The organism is Pseudomonas sp. VD-NE ins (genome assembly GCF_031882575.1).
GTDB lineage: Bacteria > Pseudomonadota > Gammaproteobacteria > Pseudomonadales > Pseudomonadaceae > Aquipseudomonas > Aquipseudomonas fluorescens_BZ.
The window spans coordinates 5802731-5818725 of sequence record NZ_CP134772.1; the positions used below are offsets into that span (position 1 = coordinate 5802731).

14 protein-coding genes are annotated in these 15995 nt (G+C 60.1%); 5 read left to right on the forward strand and 9 right to left on the reverse strand.

Annotated elements, in window-relative coordinates; genetic code table 11:
- Positions 1-200: 200 nt before the first annotated feature.
- The 5 genes from leuS (at position 201) to RMV17_RS25915 (ending at position 6301) form a co-directional block, all read left to right on the forward strand.
- Positions 201-2807 carry a leucine--tRNA ligase gene (gene leuS, locus RMV17_RS25895; RefSeq protein WP_311883581.1) on the forward strand — a complete coding sequence of 869 codons (2607 nt, stop codon included), beginning with the start codon at positions 201-203 and terminating at the stop codon, positions 2805-2807.
- 87 nt (positions 2808-2894) lie between these two features.
- Positions 2895-3500, forward strand: a complete 606-nt coding sequence (lptE, locus tag RMV17_RS25900; RefSeq protein ID WP_007909616.1) for an LPS assembly lipoprotein LptE — start codon at positions 2895-2897, stop codon at positions 3498-3500.
- A 39-nt stretch (positions 3501-3539) separates the two neighbouring features.
- On the forward strand, positions 3540-4577 hold the full coding sequence (gene holA / locus RMV17_RS25905) for a DNA polymerase III subunit delta (protein ID WP_311883585.1): 1038 nt from the start codon (positions 3540-3542) through the stop codon (positions 4575-4577).
- Between the two features lie 176 nt (positions 4578-4753).
- Positions 4754-4918, forward strand: coding sequence for an alternative ribosome rescue factor ArfA (gene arfA / locus RMV17_RS25910; RefSeq protein WP_034153773.1), 165 nt, complete (start codon positions 4754-4756; stop codon positions 4916-4918).
- Positions 4919-4978: 60 nt separating this feature from the next.
- Entirely contained in the window at positions 4979-6301 is a 1323-nt protein-coding gene (locus RMV17_RS25915; protein WP_311883588.1) for a lytic murein transglycosylase, read from the forward strand.
- Between the two features lie 116 nt (positions 6302-6417).
- Here the strand turns inward: RMV17_RS25915 and RMV17_RS25920 are convergent, their stop codons facing one another.
- The 9 genes from RMV17_RS25920 to mrdA form a co-directional block, all read right to left on the reverse strand.
- Entirely contained in the window at positions 6418-7368 is a 951-nt protein-coding gene (locus RMV17_RS25920; RefSeq protein ID WP_311883590.1) for an LD-carboxypeptidase, read from the reverse strand.
- Positions 7369-7543: 175 nt separating this feature from the next.
- A complete protein-coding gene (gene lipA / locus RMV17_RS25925) occupies positions 7544-8542 on the reverse strand; it encodes a lipoyl synthase (RefSeq protein ID WP_161986515.1) in 999 nt (332 codons plus the stop codon).
- Between the two features lie 25 nt (positions 8543-8567).
- Positions 8568-9215 (reverse strand): lipoyl(octanoyl) transferase LipB, encoded by a 648-nt coding sequence (lipB, locus tag RMV17_RS25930; RefSeq protein ID WP_034153770.1) that lies wholly within the window; start codon positions 9213-9215, stop codon positions 8568-8570.
- Positions 9215-9490, reverse strand: a complete 276-nt coding sequence (locus tag RMV17_RS25935) for a DUF493 domain-containing protein (protein ID WP_095188445.1) — start codon at positions 9488-9490, stop codon at positions 9215-9217. The genes lipB and RMV17_RS25935 overlap by 1 nt, the downstream gene beginning before the upstream one ends.
- An 85-nt stretch (positions 9491-9575) precedes the next feature.
- Positions 9576-10733 carry a D-alanyl-D-alanine carboxypeptidase family protein gene (locus RMV17_RS25940; protein ID WP_016986121.1) on the reverse strand — a complete coding sequence of 386 codons (1158 nt, stop codon included), beginning with the start codon at positions 10731-10733 and terminating at the stop codon, positions 9576-9578.
- Between the two features lie 186 nt (positions 10734-10919).
- The gene (locus RMV17_RS25945; protein ID WP_007909599.1) at positions 10920-11930 is read right to left on the reverse strand and encodes a septal ring lytic transglycosylase RlpA family protein; all 1011 of its coding nucleotides are present in this window, start codon (positions 11928-11930) and stop codon (positions 10920-10922) included.
- A complete protein-coding gene (gene mltB / locus RMV17_RS25950; protein ID WP_008087906.1) occupies positions 11930-12940 on the reverse strand; it encodes a lytic murein transglycosylase B in 1011 nt (336 codons plus the stop codon). The genes RMV17_RS25945 and mltB overlap by 1 nt, the downstream gene beginning before the upstream one ends.
- 17 nt (positions 12941-12957) lie before the next feature.
- On the reverse strand, positions 12958-14061 hold the full coding sequence (rodA, locus tag RMV17_RS25955; protein WP_052229404.1) for a rod shape-determining protein RodA: 1104 nt from the start codon (positions 14059-14061) through the stop codon (positions 12958-12960).
- A gap of 31 nt (positions 14062-14092) precedes the next feature.
- A complete protein-coding gene (mrdA, locus tag RMV17_RS25960; protein ID WP_034153767.1) occupies positions 14093-15988 on the reverse strand; it encodes a penicillin-binding protein 2 in 1896 nt (631 codons plus the stop codon).
- Between the last annotated feature and the right edge of the window lie 7 nt (positions 15989-15995).

Consider the following 15995-nt stretch of genomic DNA (forward strand, 5'->3'; position numbering starts at 1 on the left):
CACAAACCGGCTGCACGCCGCGACCAACGGCCCTCGCCACGGTTTTGCCGGGACAAACAGCTGTAATCAGGGTTTCCCTAGGCCAAGCGCGGTCATGTATGCTACGGCGCTTCCTGTAATTCCACTTCCAGCTCGTCCGGGCCACCCCGGGACCTGCGTTGAAGAGGATTAGGCCACCCCTATCCAGTACAAAAGTAGCCATGCACGAACAATATCAGCCCCGTGAAATCGAAGCCGCCGCCCAGTCGTTCTGGGACGAGCAAAAGTCCTTTGAAGTCAGTGAACAGCCAGGCAAGGAAACCTACTACTGCCTGTCGATGTTCCCTTACCCCAGCGGCAAGCTACACATGGGGCACGTGCGCAACTACACCATCGGCGACGTGATCTCCCGCTACCAGCGCATGCTCGGCAAGAACGTCCTGCAACCGATGGGTTGGGACGCCTTCGGCATGCCGGCGGAAAACGCCGCGATGAAGAACAACGTCGCGCCGGCCAAGTGGACCTACGAAAACATCGCCTACATGAAAACCCAGCTGCGCAGCCTGGGTCTGGCGGTCGACTGGTCGCGCGAAGTCACCACCTGCAAACCGGATTACTACCGCTGGGAACAATGGCTGTTCACTCGCCTGTTCGAAAAAGGCGTGATCTACCGTAAAAACGGCACCGTGAACTGGGACCCGATCGACCAGACCGTTCTGGCTAACGAACAGGTGATCGACGGTCGCGGCTGGCGCTCCGGCGCGCTGATCGAAAAGCGCGAAATTCCGATGTACTACTTCAAGATTACTGCCTACGCGGATGAGCTGCTGGAGAGCCTCGACGAACTGACTGGCTGGCCTGAACAGGTCAAGACCATGCAGCGCAACTGGATCGGCAAGTCCCGCGGCATGGAAGTGCAGTTCCCGTACAACGTCGATTCCATCGGCGAAGCCGGCACCTTGAAAGTCTTCACTACCCGTCCGGACACCCTGATGGGCGCGACCTATGTCGCCGTGGCTGCCGAGCATCCGCTGGCCACCCTGGCCGCGAAAAACAACGCCGAGCTGCAAGCGTTCATCGCTGAATGCAAGGGCGGCAGCGTCGCTGAAGCCGACGTCGCCACGCAAGAGAAAAAAGGCCTGCCGACCGGCCTGTTCGTCGAGCACCCGCTGACCGGTGAAAAACTGCCTGTTTGGGTCGCCAACTACGTGCTGATGCACTACGGCGACGGCGCTGTGATGGCGGTACCGGCGCACGACGAGCGCGATTTCGAATTCGCCCACAAGTACGACCTGCCGGTGAAATCGGTGGTGCGTACCAGCTCCGGCGATACCAACCCGGCCCCGTGGCAAGACGCCTACGGCGAGCACGGCACACTGATCAACTCCGGCGAGTTCGACGGTCTCGACTTCGCTGGCGCGTTCGACGCCATGGAAGTCGCCCTGATCAAGAAAGAACTGGGCGCCTCGCGTACCCAGTTCCGTCTGCGCGACTGGGGTATCAGCCGCCAGCGCTACTGGGGCTGCCCGATCCCGATCATCCACTGCGATGCGTGCGGTGACGTGCCGGTGCCGGAAGATCAATTGCCTGTGGTCCTGCCGGAAGACGTGGTGCCGGACGGCGCCGGTTCGCCGCTGGCGCGCATGCCGGAATTCTACGAGTGCTCCTGCCCGAAATGCGGTCAGCCTGCCAAGCGTGAAACCGACACCATGGACACTTTCGTCGAGTCGTCGTGGTACTACGCCCGTTACGCCTCGCCGCACTTTGAAGGCGGTCTGGTAGAAAAATCCGCAGCCGACCACTGGCTGCCGGTCGATCAGTACATCGGCGGTATCGAACACGCGATTCTGCACCTGCTCTACGCGCGCTTCTTCCACAAGCTGATGCGTGACGAAGGTCTGGTGAGCTCCAACGAGCCGTTCAAGAACCTGCTGACCCAAGGCATGGTGATCGCCGAGACTTACTACCGTCGCGAAGCCAATGGTGCTTACACCTGGTTCAACCCGGCAGACGTAGAACTCGAGCGTGACAGCAAAGCCAAGGTGATCAGTGCCAAGCTGAAATCCGACGGCCTGCCGGTGGAAATCGGCGGCACCGAGAAGATGGCCAAGTCGAAGAACAACGGCGTCGACCCTCAGTCGATGATCGATCAGTTCGGCGCCGATACTTGCCGCCTGTTCATGATGTTCGCATCGCCACCTGACATGAGCGCTGAGTGGTCCGACTCCGGCGTCGAAGGTTCGCACCGGTTCCTCAAGCGCGTCTGGCGTCTGGCGCAAGCCCATGTGACCCAGGGCCTGCCAGGCAAACTGGACATCGCCAGCCTGAACGACGAGCAGAAGACCGTGCGCCGCGCCATTCACGTGGCTATCAAGCAGGCCAGCCACGACGTCGGCCAGAACCACAAATTCAACACCGCCATCGCCCAGGTGATGACGCTGATGAACGTGCTGGAAAAAGCCGCGCAAGGCACCGAGCAGGATCGCGCTTTGATTCACGAAGGTCTGGAAGCCGTGACGCTGTTGCTGGCGCCAATCACGCCGCACATCAGCCACGAACTGTGGAATAAACTGGGTCACGCCGACGCAGTCATCGACGCCGGTTGGCCGGCAATGGATGAAAGCGCTTTGGTGCAGGACAGCCTGACGCTGGTCATCCAGGTCAACGGCAAACTGCGCGGCCAGATCGAAATGCCGGCCAGCGCGACCCGCGAAGAAGTTGAAGCAGCAGCCCGCGCCAACGAAAACGTACTGCGTTTCGTCGACGGCCTGACTATTCGTAAAGTGATCGTTGTGCCGGGGAAACTGGTCAACATCGTCGCCAGCTAATTGGATCGGGCGTCAGGTTCGCCTGACGCCAAGTAAAACCTTTCGGGCCGTACAGTCGGCCCACGTGGTTTCAAGGGGAGCAACACAATGATCAAACGCAATCTGCTGGTGATGGGCCTCGCCGTTCTGTTGAGCGCCTGCGGTTTCCAGCTGCGCGGCACTGGCACTAACGAACTGTCGATCAAGGAGCTCGACCTGAGCGCCCGTAACGCGTATGGCGAGACTGTCACGCAACTGCGTCAGGTGCTGGAGTCGAGCGGCGTCAAGGTTTACAGCGGCGCTCCGTACAAGCTGTTCCTGGCTGACGAGCAGGAAAGCCAGCGCATCCTCAGCTACGCCGGTGCCGGCCGTACGGGCGAATATCAGGTCAATACGGTCCTGAACTACGAGATCCGTGGCGACAAGAACCTGCAACTGCTGAGCGACAAGCTGGAAGTGCAGAAAGTATTTATCCACGACGGCAACAACCTCGTGGGTTCTGACCAGGAAGCCAACGACGCCCGTCGCGAAACCCGTCGCGAACTGGTTCAGCGCATGATGTTGCGCCTGCAACAACTGACCCCAGGCCAACTGCAGCAGCTGCAGCAAGCCGCCAATGACCGCGCCAAGGCAGAAGCCGATGCGCTGCAAGCGGCACAAAAGGCTGAAGCGGAAACCCCGCGTCAGTCGCCGCTCGAAATACCGCAGCAGTAAGACGTTCGGGGCGCTCAGGCGCCCCGTTCGGTATTTCTTATGAAGCTCGCTCCCGCCCAACTCGGCAAACACCTGCAAGGCGCTCTGGCGCCGGTCTACATCATCAGCGGCGATGACCCGTTGCTGTGCCAGGAAGCCGCCGACGCCATCCGCAACGCTGCGCGTCAGCAAGGTTTTGATGAACGCCAGGTCTTCGCCGCCGACGCTAATTTCGATTGGGGTACGTTGCTGCAGGCCGGTGCCAGCATGTCGTTGTTTGCTGAAAAGCGTCTGCTTGAACTGCGTCTGCCCTCGGGCAAACCCGGAGACAAGGGCGCTGCTGCATTCATCGAATACTGCTCGCGTCCCGCTGAAGACACGGTGCTGCTGATCAGCCTGCCCAAGCTCGATGGCAGTGCGCAAAAGACCAAGTGGGGCAAGGCGCTGGTTGAAGGCCAGCAAACCCAGTTCATCCAGATCTGGCCGGTGGACGCCAATCAGTTGCCGAGCTGGATTCGTCAGCGCTTGTCGCAGGCCGGACTGTCGGCCAGCCAGGACGCGGTCGAATTGATTGCTGCGCGTGTCGAGGGCAACCTGCTCGCTGCCGCGCAGGAAATCGAAAAGCTCAAGCTGATGGCCGAAGGTGGGCAGATCACCGTTGAAACCGTGCAAGCCGCTGTGGCGGACAGTGCGCGGTTTGACGTGTTCGGCCTGACCGATGCCGTGCTCAACGGCGAGCCGGCGCACGCGTTGCGTATGCTTGAAGGATTGCACGGTGAAGGTGTTGAGCCACCGGTAATTCTCTGGGCGCTGGCGCGGGAGTTGCGCCTGCTGGCTAATATTTCGTTGCAATACAGCCAGGGCACGCCGCTCGACAAGTGTTTCAGCCAGGCGAAGCCGCCGGTCTGGGACAAGCGCAAACCGTTGATGAGCAAAGCCTTGCAACGCTACTCGGCACAACGCTGGGCGCAGTTGCTGCTCGAAGCACAGCGGATCGACGCGCAGATCAAAGGTCAGGCGGCCGGTTCGCCGTGGATGAGCCTGAGTCGCTTGGCATTGTTGATGTCCGGCCAGCGACTTTCACTGCCTGCCGAATAAGATCAAAAGATCGCAGCGTGCCGCAGCTCCTACATAGATCGGTGTAGGAGCTGCGGCACGCTGCGATCTTTTGATCTTGTTTTCCTACAAACACCACCTACATCTGCCCTATGGACAGACGCCCGACATCGGCAGATTATTTCTCCCGCAAAACCCACTCACTCGAGAGAACCCTCATGAGCAAAAAGCCATCGAAACATGGCCCCAACAAGGCCAAATCCATCGTCGCCCAGCCCCTGTTCCGCAGCCGCCAGGAACGACCAAACAAGGGTAAAGGCAGCTACCGCCGCGAAGCCTTCCAGTCTGACAACTGGGAGGCTTCTTACTTTCTGGCTGCTTAAAGCGCATACCCCCCCGGTCATGTTAAGGTCTGCACCTGATTCGTTTTCCTGGAACTGTGCATGCCCCCAAGTCTTTCCCATCGTTGGCCTGTTCGCCAATTGATTGCCGCCTCCAGCTTCATTCTGCTTGTCGCCTGCGCGGAAAAACCGACCGCCGCCGATGCGCAACCCCTTCAAGCCGCGCCTGTCGCCACGGCCCCAGCGATTATCCCGCCGGTAGTGCCGTCCGCCGACTCTCTTGATCTTCAGCCGACCCAGACCTTTGCCGAATGGCAGGCTGGCTTCCGCAAGGAGGCCTTGGCCGCCGGGATCCATCCCGACGTGTTCGATCGCGCCTTTGCCAATGTCAGCTTCGATGCCAGCGTGATTCGGGCCGACCGCAGCCAGCCGGAATTTTCCCGTCCGGTGTGGGAATACCTTGACGGCGCACTTTCGCCACTGCGTGTGCGTAAAGGTCAGGCGCTGATCAGCCAGTACGCCGATATTTTGCAAATCATCGAGCAGCGTTATGGTGTTGACCGTCGGGCCCTGGTGTCGGTGTGGGGCATGGAAAGCAACTTCGGCCAGTTCCAGGGCAGCAAGTCAGTGATCAACTCGCTGGCCACTCTTGCTTACGAAGGGCGTCGGCCGGGCTTTGCTCATGCGCAATTGATCGCAGCGCTGCAGATCCTGCAACAGGGTGATATCACCCCGGAGAAGATGCTCGGCTCTTGGGCCGGGGCCATGGGGCAGACCCAGTTCATTCCGACCAACTACCACACCCATGCCGTGGATTTTGACGGCGATGGCCGCCGCGATATCTGGGGCAGCCCTGCTGATGCCCTGGCCTCGACTGCGCATTACCTGCAAAGCTCCGGCTGGCAACGTGGTCAACCGTGGGGTTTTGAAGTACAGCTGCCGAGCACTTTCAACTACACGCTGGCGGACGGTGCGATTCGCAAGAGCGTCGCTGAATGGCGACAGTTGGGCGTAACCCTGCCTAATGGCGCTCAGGTGCCAACCGGTTCGGAGCAATTGTCTGCTGCCCTGCTGCTGCCGGCGGGCTATCGTGGCCCGGCGTTCCTGATCTTCGACAACTTCCGGGCGATCCTCAAATACAACAACTCCTCATCGTATGCATTGGCTATCAGTCTGTTGTCGGAGCGCTTCAACGGTGGCGGCTTGATCAACGGCAGCTGGCCGAAAGATGACCTGCCGCTGAGCCGTACCGAGCGTATCGAGTTGCAAACCCTGCTGAGTGCGCGCAATTACGATGCGGGTACGGCGGACGGGATAATCGGCGCGAATACGCGCAAGGCGATTCGCAGTGCGCAGCAGTCACTTGGCTGGCCGGCGGACGGGTATCCGACGCACAAGTTGCTGGAAAGCCTGCGCAACCCATAGAACGAATGCCGTATGGCTGATATCGCTTTCGCGAGCAGGCTCGCCCCCACATTGAAATGCATTGCAAATGTGGTAGCGAGCTTGCTCGCGAAGACTGACTATCAGGCAATACACCTTTAAGCCTTGATCACCACATCCTGCTCCAGCATCAATTCCTGCTTCCCGGCATCCAGCCGCACCAGCGCACCCAGCGGTAGCGTCAGGTTCGGATCACAGTGCCCGCTACGCCATCCCGACAACACCGGAATCCGCAACGGCTCGAAAGTCTGCTTCAGCAAGCGGTTCAGTGCCACGATATCCACGCCTGCTATGTCCCCCACCAACACGCCACGCAATTTGGCCAACTTGCCAGCCAGACGCATCTGCGTCAGCAAGCGGTCGATGCGATACAGCGGCTCGTTGATGTCCTCGATGAGCAGAATCACCCCTTCGACATCAATTTCATAAGGCGTGCCCAAGGTAGCGGCGATCATCGCCAGATTACCGCCGAGCAAGCGCCCATGCGCGACACCAGGTTCGACGGTAGTCAACGGATAAGCCACCGGATGGCTAAGCACACTCCCCGCCTTCAACTGACCGCGCAACATGGCGAAGAACGAAGTAACGGTCGGCGGCTCCTTGTCACCCAACAGGTCGGCATTGAGCAGCGGCCCGTGGAAGGTCACGAATCCGGCATAGCGACTGATAGCCAGGTGCAGCGCGGTGATGTCGCTGTAACCAACGAATGGCTTGGCGTTGCGGCTCAGCAGGTCGTAATCGATCCGGTCGAGCAAGCGCGGCGTACCGTAGCCGCCCCGCAGACAAATGATGGCGTCGATTTCAGGATCAGCGAACGCCGCGTGCAGATCGCGCAGTCGTACGTCGTCGCTGCCGGCCAGATAGCCGTCCTTCTCGTAGACACCGGGAAACACCTTCAGCCCGTAACCACGGGCGCGCATCCATCGCATCGCCTCATCGGTGTCCAGAGCGCCGGGGCCGGCAGGCGCGATGACGCCAATCAGCCCTTCCGAGCGCAACGCGGGCACCGCTCTGTGCGGGCAAAGTGTGTGGGTCGGTCGAACAGTCATCCTTGGATCTCCGTGCGTAAAATCATGCTCACACAGTAGTCAGGAACGAGGACAAACAGAAGAGGGTCAGCCACGCCGTGGTTTGAAGGAAAAATCAGCAGCGAATGTAATCCGGGCAAAAAAATGCCCGCCGGACATTGAAATCTCGGCGGGCACTCTTTCATTCAGCGCCGGATCAGGAACCCAGCAGCTCAGCCTTGACCAGCTTCGCTTGCTCGTCGGCGTGGTACGAAGAACGCACCAGCGGGCCCGAGGCGACGTTCTTGAAGCCCATCTTGTAACCTTCCTCGGCGAACCAGGCGAAGGTGTCCGGGTGCACAAAACGCTGCACCGGCAAGTGGCTGCGCGACGGTTGCAGGTACTGGCCGAGGGTCAGCATGTCGATGTCATGTTCGCGCATGCGCTTCATCACTTCGATGACTTCCTCGTCGGTCTCACCCAGACCCAGCATCAAGCCGGATTTGGTCGGAATGTGCGGCATCATCTGCTTGAAGCGTTGCAGCAGGGTCAGCGACCACTGGTAATCCGAACCCGGACGCGCAGCCTTGTACAGACGTGGCACGGTTTCCAGGTTGTGGTTGAACACATCCGGTGGCTCGGCGGCGGTGATTTCCAGCGCGACGTCCATACGTCCACGGTAGTCCGGAACAAGCGTCTCGAGCTGCACGTTCGGCGACAGTTTGCGGATTTCGCGGATGCAGTCGGCAAAGTGCTGGGCACCGCCGTCACGCAGGTCGTCGCGGTCAACCGAGGTGATCACCACGTACTTGAGCTTGAGGTCGGCGATGGCGATGGCCAGGCTTTCCGGCTCGTTGACGTCCAGTGGCTTCGGACGACCGTGGCCAACGTCGCAGAACGGGCAGCGACGGGTGCAGATGTCGCCCATGATCATGAAGGTCGCGGTGCCACCGGAGAAGCACTCGCCGAGGTTCGGGCAGGAGGCTTCTTCGCAGACGCTGTGCAGTTTGTGTTTGCGCAGCAGGCTCTTGATCCGGTCGACTTCCGGCGAAACCGGGATGCGTACGCGAATCCAGTCAGGTTTCTTCGGCAGTTCGGTGGTCGGAATGATCTTGACCGGGATGCGTGCAACCTTCTCGGCGCCGCGCAGCTTGACGCCCGCCTCTACCTTGGGACGCGGGGCCGGGCGCTCGGTCACGTCGAGCGTCGGGATCATGGTTTGCACTGCATCAGTAGTCATATCAGTCGATTCCGCCCGTCAGGGTCGTCTGCTCAGCATAGTCGAGGTGTTTGACGAGCTGCGCGCGCAGCCGGGCACTTACCTCGGCAAATTCAATCGATCCTGCGTGCTCGCTCAGCTGGGTCATCGCCAGCCCGGCATAGCCGCAGGGATTAATCCGTCGAAACGGTTCCAGGTTCATATCCACGTTCAGGGCCAGGCCATGAAAGGAACAACCGTGGCGAATACGCAAACCCAGAGAAGCGATTTTCGCTCCATCGACATAGACGCCGGGAGCATCTGGCTTGGCTGCGGCGGTCACGCCGTAGCTGGCCAGCAGTTCGATCAGGCACTGTTCCATGCGCGTGACCAGATCACGTACGCCGAAACCCAGCTTGCGCACGTCCAGCAGCAGGTAGGCCACCAACTGGCCGGGACCATGATAAGTCACCTGCCCGCCGCGATCGACCTGTACCACCGGGATATCACCCGGCAGCAACAGATGTTCGGCCTTGCCGGCCTGGCCCTGAGTGAACACCGGCGGGTGTTCGACGAGCCAGATTTCGTCGGCGGCATCGCTGCCGCGTTCGTTGGTAAAGCGTTGCATGGCATGCCAGACCGGCTCGTAAGCCATCTGGCCAAGTTCGCGAAAGCCCAGCGTGCCCGGCATCACAACACCATGTGTACGAAACCGGTCGCCCGCAGTTCGCTGTTGATGTTGTACAGCTGATCCTGATCGGTCGCGACGATGTGCAACTGAATCGTGGTGTATTTGCCGTTGCTGCTCGAACGCTCGTCGACACGCTCATCGTTGATCTTCGCGAATTTCTTCACGATTTCGATGATCTTGTCTTTGTGACCTACACCCGTATCGCTGATCACCTTAATCGGATAATCAGTCTGCGGGAATTCGATCTTTGGCGCCTTTACTTCGGTATCGGTCATGGCGTAACGGCCTCTTGAGCGCAAGCCGTGATAACGCGCATGGCCCCGCACCGGATCGGGGCGGGGCCATGCAGGTCAACACAAATCAGTTGAACAAGCCGTAGAAGAATAGACGGATGCTATCCCACATGCGGCGGAAGATACCACCCTCCTCGACGCCATCCAGAGCGATCAGGTCAGCGCTGTGCACGACCTTGTCTTCCAGTTTGACTTCGACTTTACCGATCACGTCGCCCTTGGCGATTGGCGCGGTCAGTTGCGGGTTCATGGTCATGCTCGCAGCGAGCTTCTTCAGCTGGCCTTTTGGCAGAGTCATGGTCAGGTCTTCAGCCAGGCCGGCCTTGACTTGATTGGTGGTGCCTTTCCACACCGGGGCCTGAGCCAGTTCGGTGCCCTTCTGATAGAAGGTCTGGGTTTCGAAGAAGCGGAAACCGTAGGTCAGCAGCTTCTGGGTTTCAGCGGCGCGAGCCACTTCGCTGTTGGTGCCGAACACCACGGCGATCAGGCGCTGGCCATCACGTACAGCCGAGGACACCATGCAGTAGCCGGCTTCATCGGTGTGACCGGTTTTCAGACCGTCAACGGTCTTGTCACGCCACAGCAGCAGGTTGCGGTTTGGTTGCTTGATGCCGTTCCAGAAGAACTCTTTCTGCGAGTAGATCGCGTAGTGAGCCGGGTCTTCGTGGATGATTGCGCGAGCCAGAATCGCCATGTCGTGAGCCGACGAATAGTGCTCAGGATTCGGCAGACCGGTCGGGTTCATGAAGTGGGTGTTGGTCATGCCCAGATCGGTGACAGTCTTGTTCATCAGGTCGGCGAAGGCGTCTTCGCTGCCGGCGATGTGCTCGGACAGGGCCACGCTGGCGTCGTTGCCGGACTGGATGATGATGCCGTGCAGCAGGTCGCTGACAGTGACCTGCGAGCCGACCTTGATGAACATCCGCGAACCGCCAGTACGCCAGGCGTTTTCGCTGACGGTCACCGGATCGTTTTCACCGATCTGGCCACGACGGATTTCCAGGGTCGCGATGTACGCGGTCATCAGCTTGGTCAGGCTGGCCGGTGGCAAACGCTGGTCACCGTTGTTCTCTACCAGCACGTTGCCGCTGGCGGCATCCATGAGTACGTAGGCTTTGGCGGCCAGTTGCGGTGGCGACGGCATCATCTCGGCCGCGAAGGCGGCTGGCGAGAGGAGCAGCGGGACTAGCAGACACAGGCGTTTGGCAAAGGTGGTGATGTTCATCCGTCTCTCGAAATCGCTAATGGAAACTGTCCTTGCGGACAAAATTTAATCAGATGACTTTCTAACGAGCCATCGCGTGTTCAGTTGCTCACTCCAGTCACCCTTGCCGGGCTTTTGTTCTTCGACGAGCCAACAACCTGGTTCACCCCCAATACCGCAAGTGAACCGTCAATCAAGTTCTACGTATTACTCGGTGACCACGCTTGGCGAACCAAGGTTGGCCAGGCGCACACTGTTCTGCACCTGGGCAATTTCACCCGGCGAGCCGATCGGCCCCAGGCGTACCCGGTGCAGGGTCTGCTGATTGCGCACGATCGAACTGATGAACACCGGAGCGCTCACCATCCCGCTGAGCTTCGACCTCAGGAGTTCTGCAGCGTCCGGGTTGGCGAACGCGCCCACCTGCAGATACTGGCCAGTTGCTGTTGCAGAAGCGTTTTTTTTTGCACTCATCGGCACGGGGACGGTGTCAGAGGCGTGTTGTTGCGGTGGCGGCGTCCATTGCTCGACGGTGCCGGCCGATGCCGTGATCACCGGAGCGCTGTTCTGCGCGACCTGCGGCTCGTTGAGCATCAACGGTGCCGGACGGCCCTTGGCAGCCCAATACTGCTGCGGATCGATGCCTTCAACCTTGACCCGCGCAGTGCCGGTTTCGGCGTAACCGAGTTTTTTCGCGGCGGCGTAGGACAAGTCGATGATGCGATCGGAATAGAACGGCCCACGGTCATTGACCCGCAGGATCACTGTGCGGTTGTTGTCCAGGTTGGTCACCCGAACGTAACTTGGCAGTGGCAATGTCTTGTGGGCGGCACTCATGCCGTACAGGTCGTAGACCTCGCCATTGGCGGTGTTCTGGCCGTGAAACTTGGTGCCGTACCAGGACGCGGTGCCGGAAGCGACGTAGGTCTTGGATTCCTGCAACGGGAAATAGGTTTTGCCCAGCACGGTGTACGGGTTGGCCTTGTACGGGCCGGTGTGCAGGGTCGGCGTGGCATCCGGGATGCGCGACACGTCGACGTCCCACCATGGCGCGCCATCTTTGTGCGCACGGTTGATGTCCAGGCCCGGCTGCGCTCGCACAGCGGTATTGGAGGTTTTCGGCGTCGGCGAACGACTGGTCGTGCAACTGGCGACCAGCACTGCCAACGCAGCGAATGCCACCAGCTTCAGGGGTTTATTGTTAGGCAATGCCCGCATTACTTGACGCCCCGTGCTTGTACCAGCTGTTCAGACAGTTGATGTACGGCCATGGCGTACATCACGCTGCGGTTATAACGCGTGATCGCGTAAAAATTCTTCAGGCCCATCCAGTATTCAGGGCCGTTGTCGCCTTCGAGGCGAAATGCAGTAACCGGCATATCATCGCGCAGCGCATCATGACTTGACCAGCCCAGCGCCCGCAACTCTCCGACGGTTTTCGTCGGCTCGATGCCGGTGGTCAGGCCTTCATCGACCTGCTCGCCACGGACATCGGCACGGCTGACCACCGGCTCACCGGCGACCCAGCCGTGACGCTTGAAATAGCTCGCGACGCTGCCGATCGCATCATCCGGGTTGTTCCAGATATTGATGTGGCCGTCACCGTCAAAATCCACCGCATAGGCGCGAAAGCTGCTTGGCATGAACTGCGGCAAGCCCATCGCCCCGGCGTAAGAGCCTTTGAGGGTCAGTGGATCAACCTGTTCTTCGCGCGCCAGCAGCAGGAACTCACGCAGTTCCTTGCGGAAAAATTCGGCACGGGGAGGATAGTCGAAACCGAGCGTGGACAAGGCATCGATCACCCGGTAATTACCGGTATTACGTCCGAAAAAGGTTTCAACGCCGATGATCGACACGATGACTTGGGCCGGCACGCCGTATTCCTGCTCGGCACGGGCCAGTGTCGCCTCGTGCTGACGCCAGAAGTCCACACCGCGGGCGATGCGCGCGTCGGTGATGAACATCGGGCGATATTCTTTCCACTGCTTGACCCGCTCGGCAGGTCGGGAGATTGCATCGAGAATCGCCTGTTTGCGTTGAGCCTCGCGGAACACCGCCATCAGTTGCTCACCGGCGAAACCGTAGTCGCGGGTCATTTCACCGACGAACTCGGCCACCTGAGGTGAGCCTTCGTATTCGCCGGCCAGCGCTTCCTGCATGCTGCCCAGGAGGCCCATCAGGCCTACCACTGGCGCGCATCGAGTCGCCCAGCCACGCATTACTTGCATTGAACTCTTCACCTTATTCAAACCTGTGCGATCCACTTGCGATGGGTATGGATCGACATCAAAACCCCAAACGCTGACAGCAGCGTCACCAGCGAAGTTCCTCCGTAGCTAATGAACGGCAACGGTACCCCTACGACCGGCAACAGGCCACTGACCATACCGATGTTGACGAAAACGTAAACAAAAAACGTCATGGTCAACGCCCCGGCGAGCAATTTGCCGAACAGCGTCTGTGCCTGCGCAGTGATCACCAGCCCACGGCCAATCAGCAACAGATAAATCAGCAGCAGCGCACAAATGCCCACCAGGCCGAACTCTTCGCCGAGTACGGCAATGATGAAGTCGGTGTGGCTTTCCGGCAGGAAGTCCAGGTGCGACTGGGTGCCGAGCAACCAGCCCTTGCCGAACACGCCGCCGGAACCGATCGCAGCTTTCGACTGAATGATGTTCCAACCGGTGCCGAGCGGATCGCTTTCCGGGTCGAGGAAGGTCAGGATTCGCTGCTTCTGATAGTCGTGCATGATGAAAAACCACATGGCGACCGACACCGGAATCGCGGCGGCCAGCACGCTGAGAATCCAGCGCCAGCGCAGCCCGCCCATGAACAGCACGAACGCACCGCCCGCCAGAATCAACAGCGAAGTACCGAGGTCAGGCTGACGCACGATCAACACGAACGGCACACCGATCAGCATCAGACTGATACCGACATGTTTGAGCTGCGGCGGCAGCGTGCGCTTGGACAGGTACCAGGCGATGGTCGCCGGCATCAGGATCTTCATGAATTCCGAAGGCTGGAAGCGGATCACCCCGGGGATGTTGATCCAGCGCGTGGCGCCCATGGCGTTGTGGCCCATGATGTCCACCACCATCAGCAGCACCACGCCGATCACGTAACCGAGCGGCACCCAACGGGCCATGAAACGCGGCTCGAACTGGGCGATAACGATCATCGACACCAGGCCGATGCCGAACGAGGTGGCCTGTTTAGCCAGTAGATCCCAACTCTTGCCACTCGCCGAATACAGCACGAACAGGCTGCCGGCGGCGAGAATCAGCAGCAGGATCAGCAGCGGGCCATCGATATGCAGTCTTTGCAGCAACGTCGCGCGGCGACGCATCACATCCTCACTGGAGAGCATGCGATCAAAGTTATTCATCACGGGCCGTAGCCTCCGCACTGATTGGGCTGGCGTATTCGGCCTTCAAACGTCCGTCCTGATCGAGCAGCCAGGCGTCCATGACCTGACGCACCACAGGCGCAGCAACGCCGGAGCCGGACTCACCGTTTTCGACCATCACCGACACAACGATTTTCGGGTCATCGGCCGGCGCGAAGCCGACGAACAAGGCGTGGTCGCGGTGGCGCTCCTGAACCTTGGAGCGGTCGTACTTCTCGCCCTGCTTGATCGCCACGACCTGAGCCGTACCCGATTTGCCGGCGATGCGATATTGCGCGCCGATCGCCGCTTTGCGTGCAGTACCGCGCGCACCGTGCATCACCTGCTGCATGCCGTGGTTGACCTTGTTCCAGTCGGACGGATCGCGCAGGACAATGTCCGGCATCGGATTCTCATCCACCGGTTTCACCCCTTCGAGGGATTTGGCCAGGTGCGGACGGTTCCAGATGCCTTTGTTGGCGACCAGCGCCGTGGCCTGAGCCAGTTGCAGCGGCGTTGATTGCATGTAGCCCTGGCCGATCCCGAGGATCAGGGTTTCGCCCGGGAACCACGCCTGTTTGCGCGTCGCGCGTTTCCACTCGCGGGATGGCATCAGGCCGGGAGATTCTTCGAACATGTCCAGCGAGACCTTCTGGCCGATGCCGAACTTGTTCATGTAGGCCGACAACCGATCGATGCCGAGCTTATGGGCGAGGTCATAGAAGTAGGTGTCGTTGGAACGCATGATGGCCGTGTCGAGATCGACGAAGCCGTCACCGGTGCGGTTCCAGTTACGGTATTTGTGATCGTAGTTGGGCAGCATGTAGTAGCCCGGGTCGAATACCCGGCTCGACGCAGTGACCACACCGGAATCAAGGCCAGCAATTGCCACCGCCGGTTTGATCGTCGAGCCCGGTGGATACAGACCACGCAGCACGCGATTGAACAACGGCCGGTCGATCGAATCACGCAACTCGGCGTACGCCTTGAAGCTGATCCCGGTGACGAACAGGTTCGGGTCGAAACTCGGCTGACTGACCATCGCCAGCACCTCGCCGGTCTTCGGATCGAGCGCGACGACTGCACCTCGACGCCCGCCCAACGCAGCTTCGGCGGCTTCCTGCAACTTGATGTCCAGACTGAGGACGATGTCCTTGCCGGGAATCGGATCAGTGCGCTTGAGCACCCGCAACACGCGGCCACGGGCGTTGGTCTCGACTTCTTCGTAACCGACCTGACCGTGTAATTCCGGCTCGTAGAAACGCTCGATGCCGGTTTTGCCGATGTGATGGGTGCCGCTGTAGTTGACCGGATCGAGGCTCTTCAGCTCTTTCTCGTTGATCCGCCCCATGTAACCGACCGAGTGCGCAAAATGCGCGCCCTGCGGGTAGTGGCGAACCAGCTGCGCGACCACTTCCACGCCGGGCAGGCGGAACTGGTTGACCGCAATGCGGGCGATCTGCTCCTCGGTCAGCTCGAACAGGATCGGCACCGGCTCGAACGGCCGGCGCCCCTGACGCATGCGTTTCTCGAAGATCACCCGGTCCTCGGGCGTCAGCTCCAGTACTTCGACGATCACGTCGAGCACTTGCTGCCAGTCGCCGGAGCGCTCGCGGGTCATGCTCAGGCTGAAGCTTGGACGGTTATCCGCCACCACCACGCCGTTGCGGTCGAAAATCAGCCCGCGCGTCGGCGGAATCGGCTGCACATGGACCCGGTTGTTTTCCGAGAGCGTCGAGTGGTACTCGTACTGGATCACCTGCAAGTAATACAGCCGCGCAATCAGCACGCCGATCAACAGCATGATCGCAATGGCCCCGAACACGACGCGGCTACGCACCAGGCGTGCGTCCTTTTCGTGGTCCTTGATGCGGATCGGCTGAGACATGAGGGCT

What these genes read in the sequence shown, in the direction of transcription:
- RMV17_RS25920 (WP_311883590.1), bottom strand. Translation starts at nt 7,368, where the DNA reads ATGACTGTTCGACCGACCCACACACTTTGCCCGCACAGAGCGGTGCCC.
- RMV17_RS25945 (WP_007909599.1), bottom strand. Translation starts at nt 11,930, where the DNA reads ATGCGGGCATTGCCTAACAATAAACCCCTGAAGCTGGTGGCATTCGCT.
- mltB (WP_008087906.1), bottom strand. Translation starts at nt 12,940, where the DNA reads ATGCAAGTAATGCGTGGCTGGGCGACTCGATGCGCGCCAGTGGTAGGC.
- holA (WP_311883585.1), top strand. Translation starts at nt 3,540, where the DNA reads ATGAAGCTCGCTCCCGCCCAACTCGGCAAACACCTGCAAGGCGCTCTG.
- RMV17_RS25940 (WP_016986121.1), bottom strand. Translation starts at nt 10,733, where the DNA reads ATGAACATCACCACCTTTGCCAAACGCCTGTGTCTGCTAGTCCCGCTG.
- rodA (WP_052229404.1), bottom strand. Translation starts at nt 14,061, where the DNA reads ATGCGTCGCCGCGCGACGTTGCTGCAAAGACTGCATATCGATGGCCCG.
- lipB (WP_034153770.1), bottom strand. Translation starts at nt 9,215, where the DNA reads ATGCCGGGCACGCTGGGCTTTCGCGAACTTGGCCAGATGGCTTACGAG.
- RMV17_RS25915 (WP_311883588.1), top strand. Translation starts at nt 4,979, where the DNA reads ATGCCCCCAAGTCTTTCCCATCGTTGGCCTGTTCGCCAATTGATTGCC.
- mrdA (WP_034153767.1), bottom strand. Translation starts at nt 15,988, where the DNA reads ATGTCTCAGCCGATCCGCATCAAGGACCACGAAAAGGACGCACGCCTG.
- RMV17_RS25935 (WP_095188445.1), bottom strand. Translation starts at nt 9,490, where the DNA reads ATGACCGATACCGAAGTAAAGGCGCCAAAGATCGAATTCCCGCAGACT.
- lipA (WP_161986515.1), bottom strand. Translation starts at nt 8,542, where the DNA reads ATGATCCCGACGCTCGACGTGACCGAGCGCCCGGCCCCGCGTCCCAAG.
- arfA (WP_034153773.1), top strand. Translation starts at nt 4,754, where the DNA reads ATGAGCAAAAAGCCATCGAAACATGGCCCCAACAAGGCCAAATCCATC.
- lptE (WP_007909616.1), top strand. Translation starts at nt 2,895, where the DNA reads ATGATCAAACGCAATCTGCTGGTGATGGGCCTCGCCGTTCTGTTGAGC.
- leuS (WP_311883581.1), top strand. Translation starts at nt 201, where the DNA reads ATGCACGAACAATATCAGCCCCGTGAAATCGAAGCCGCCGCCCAGTCG.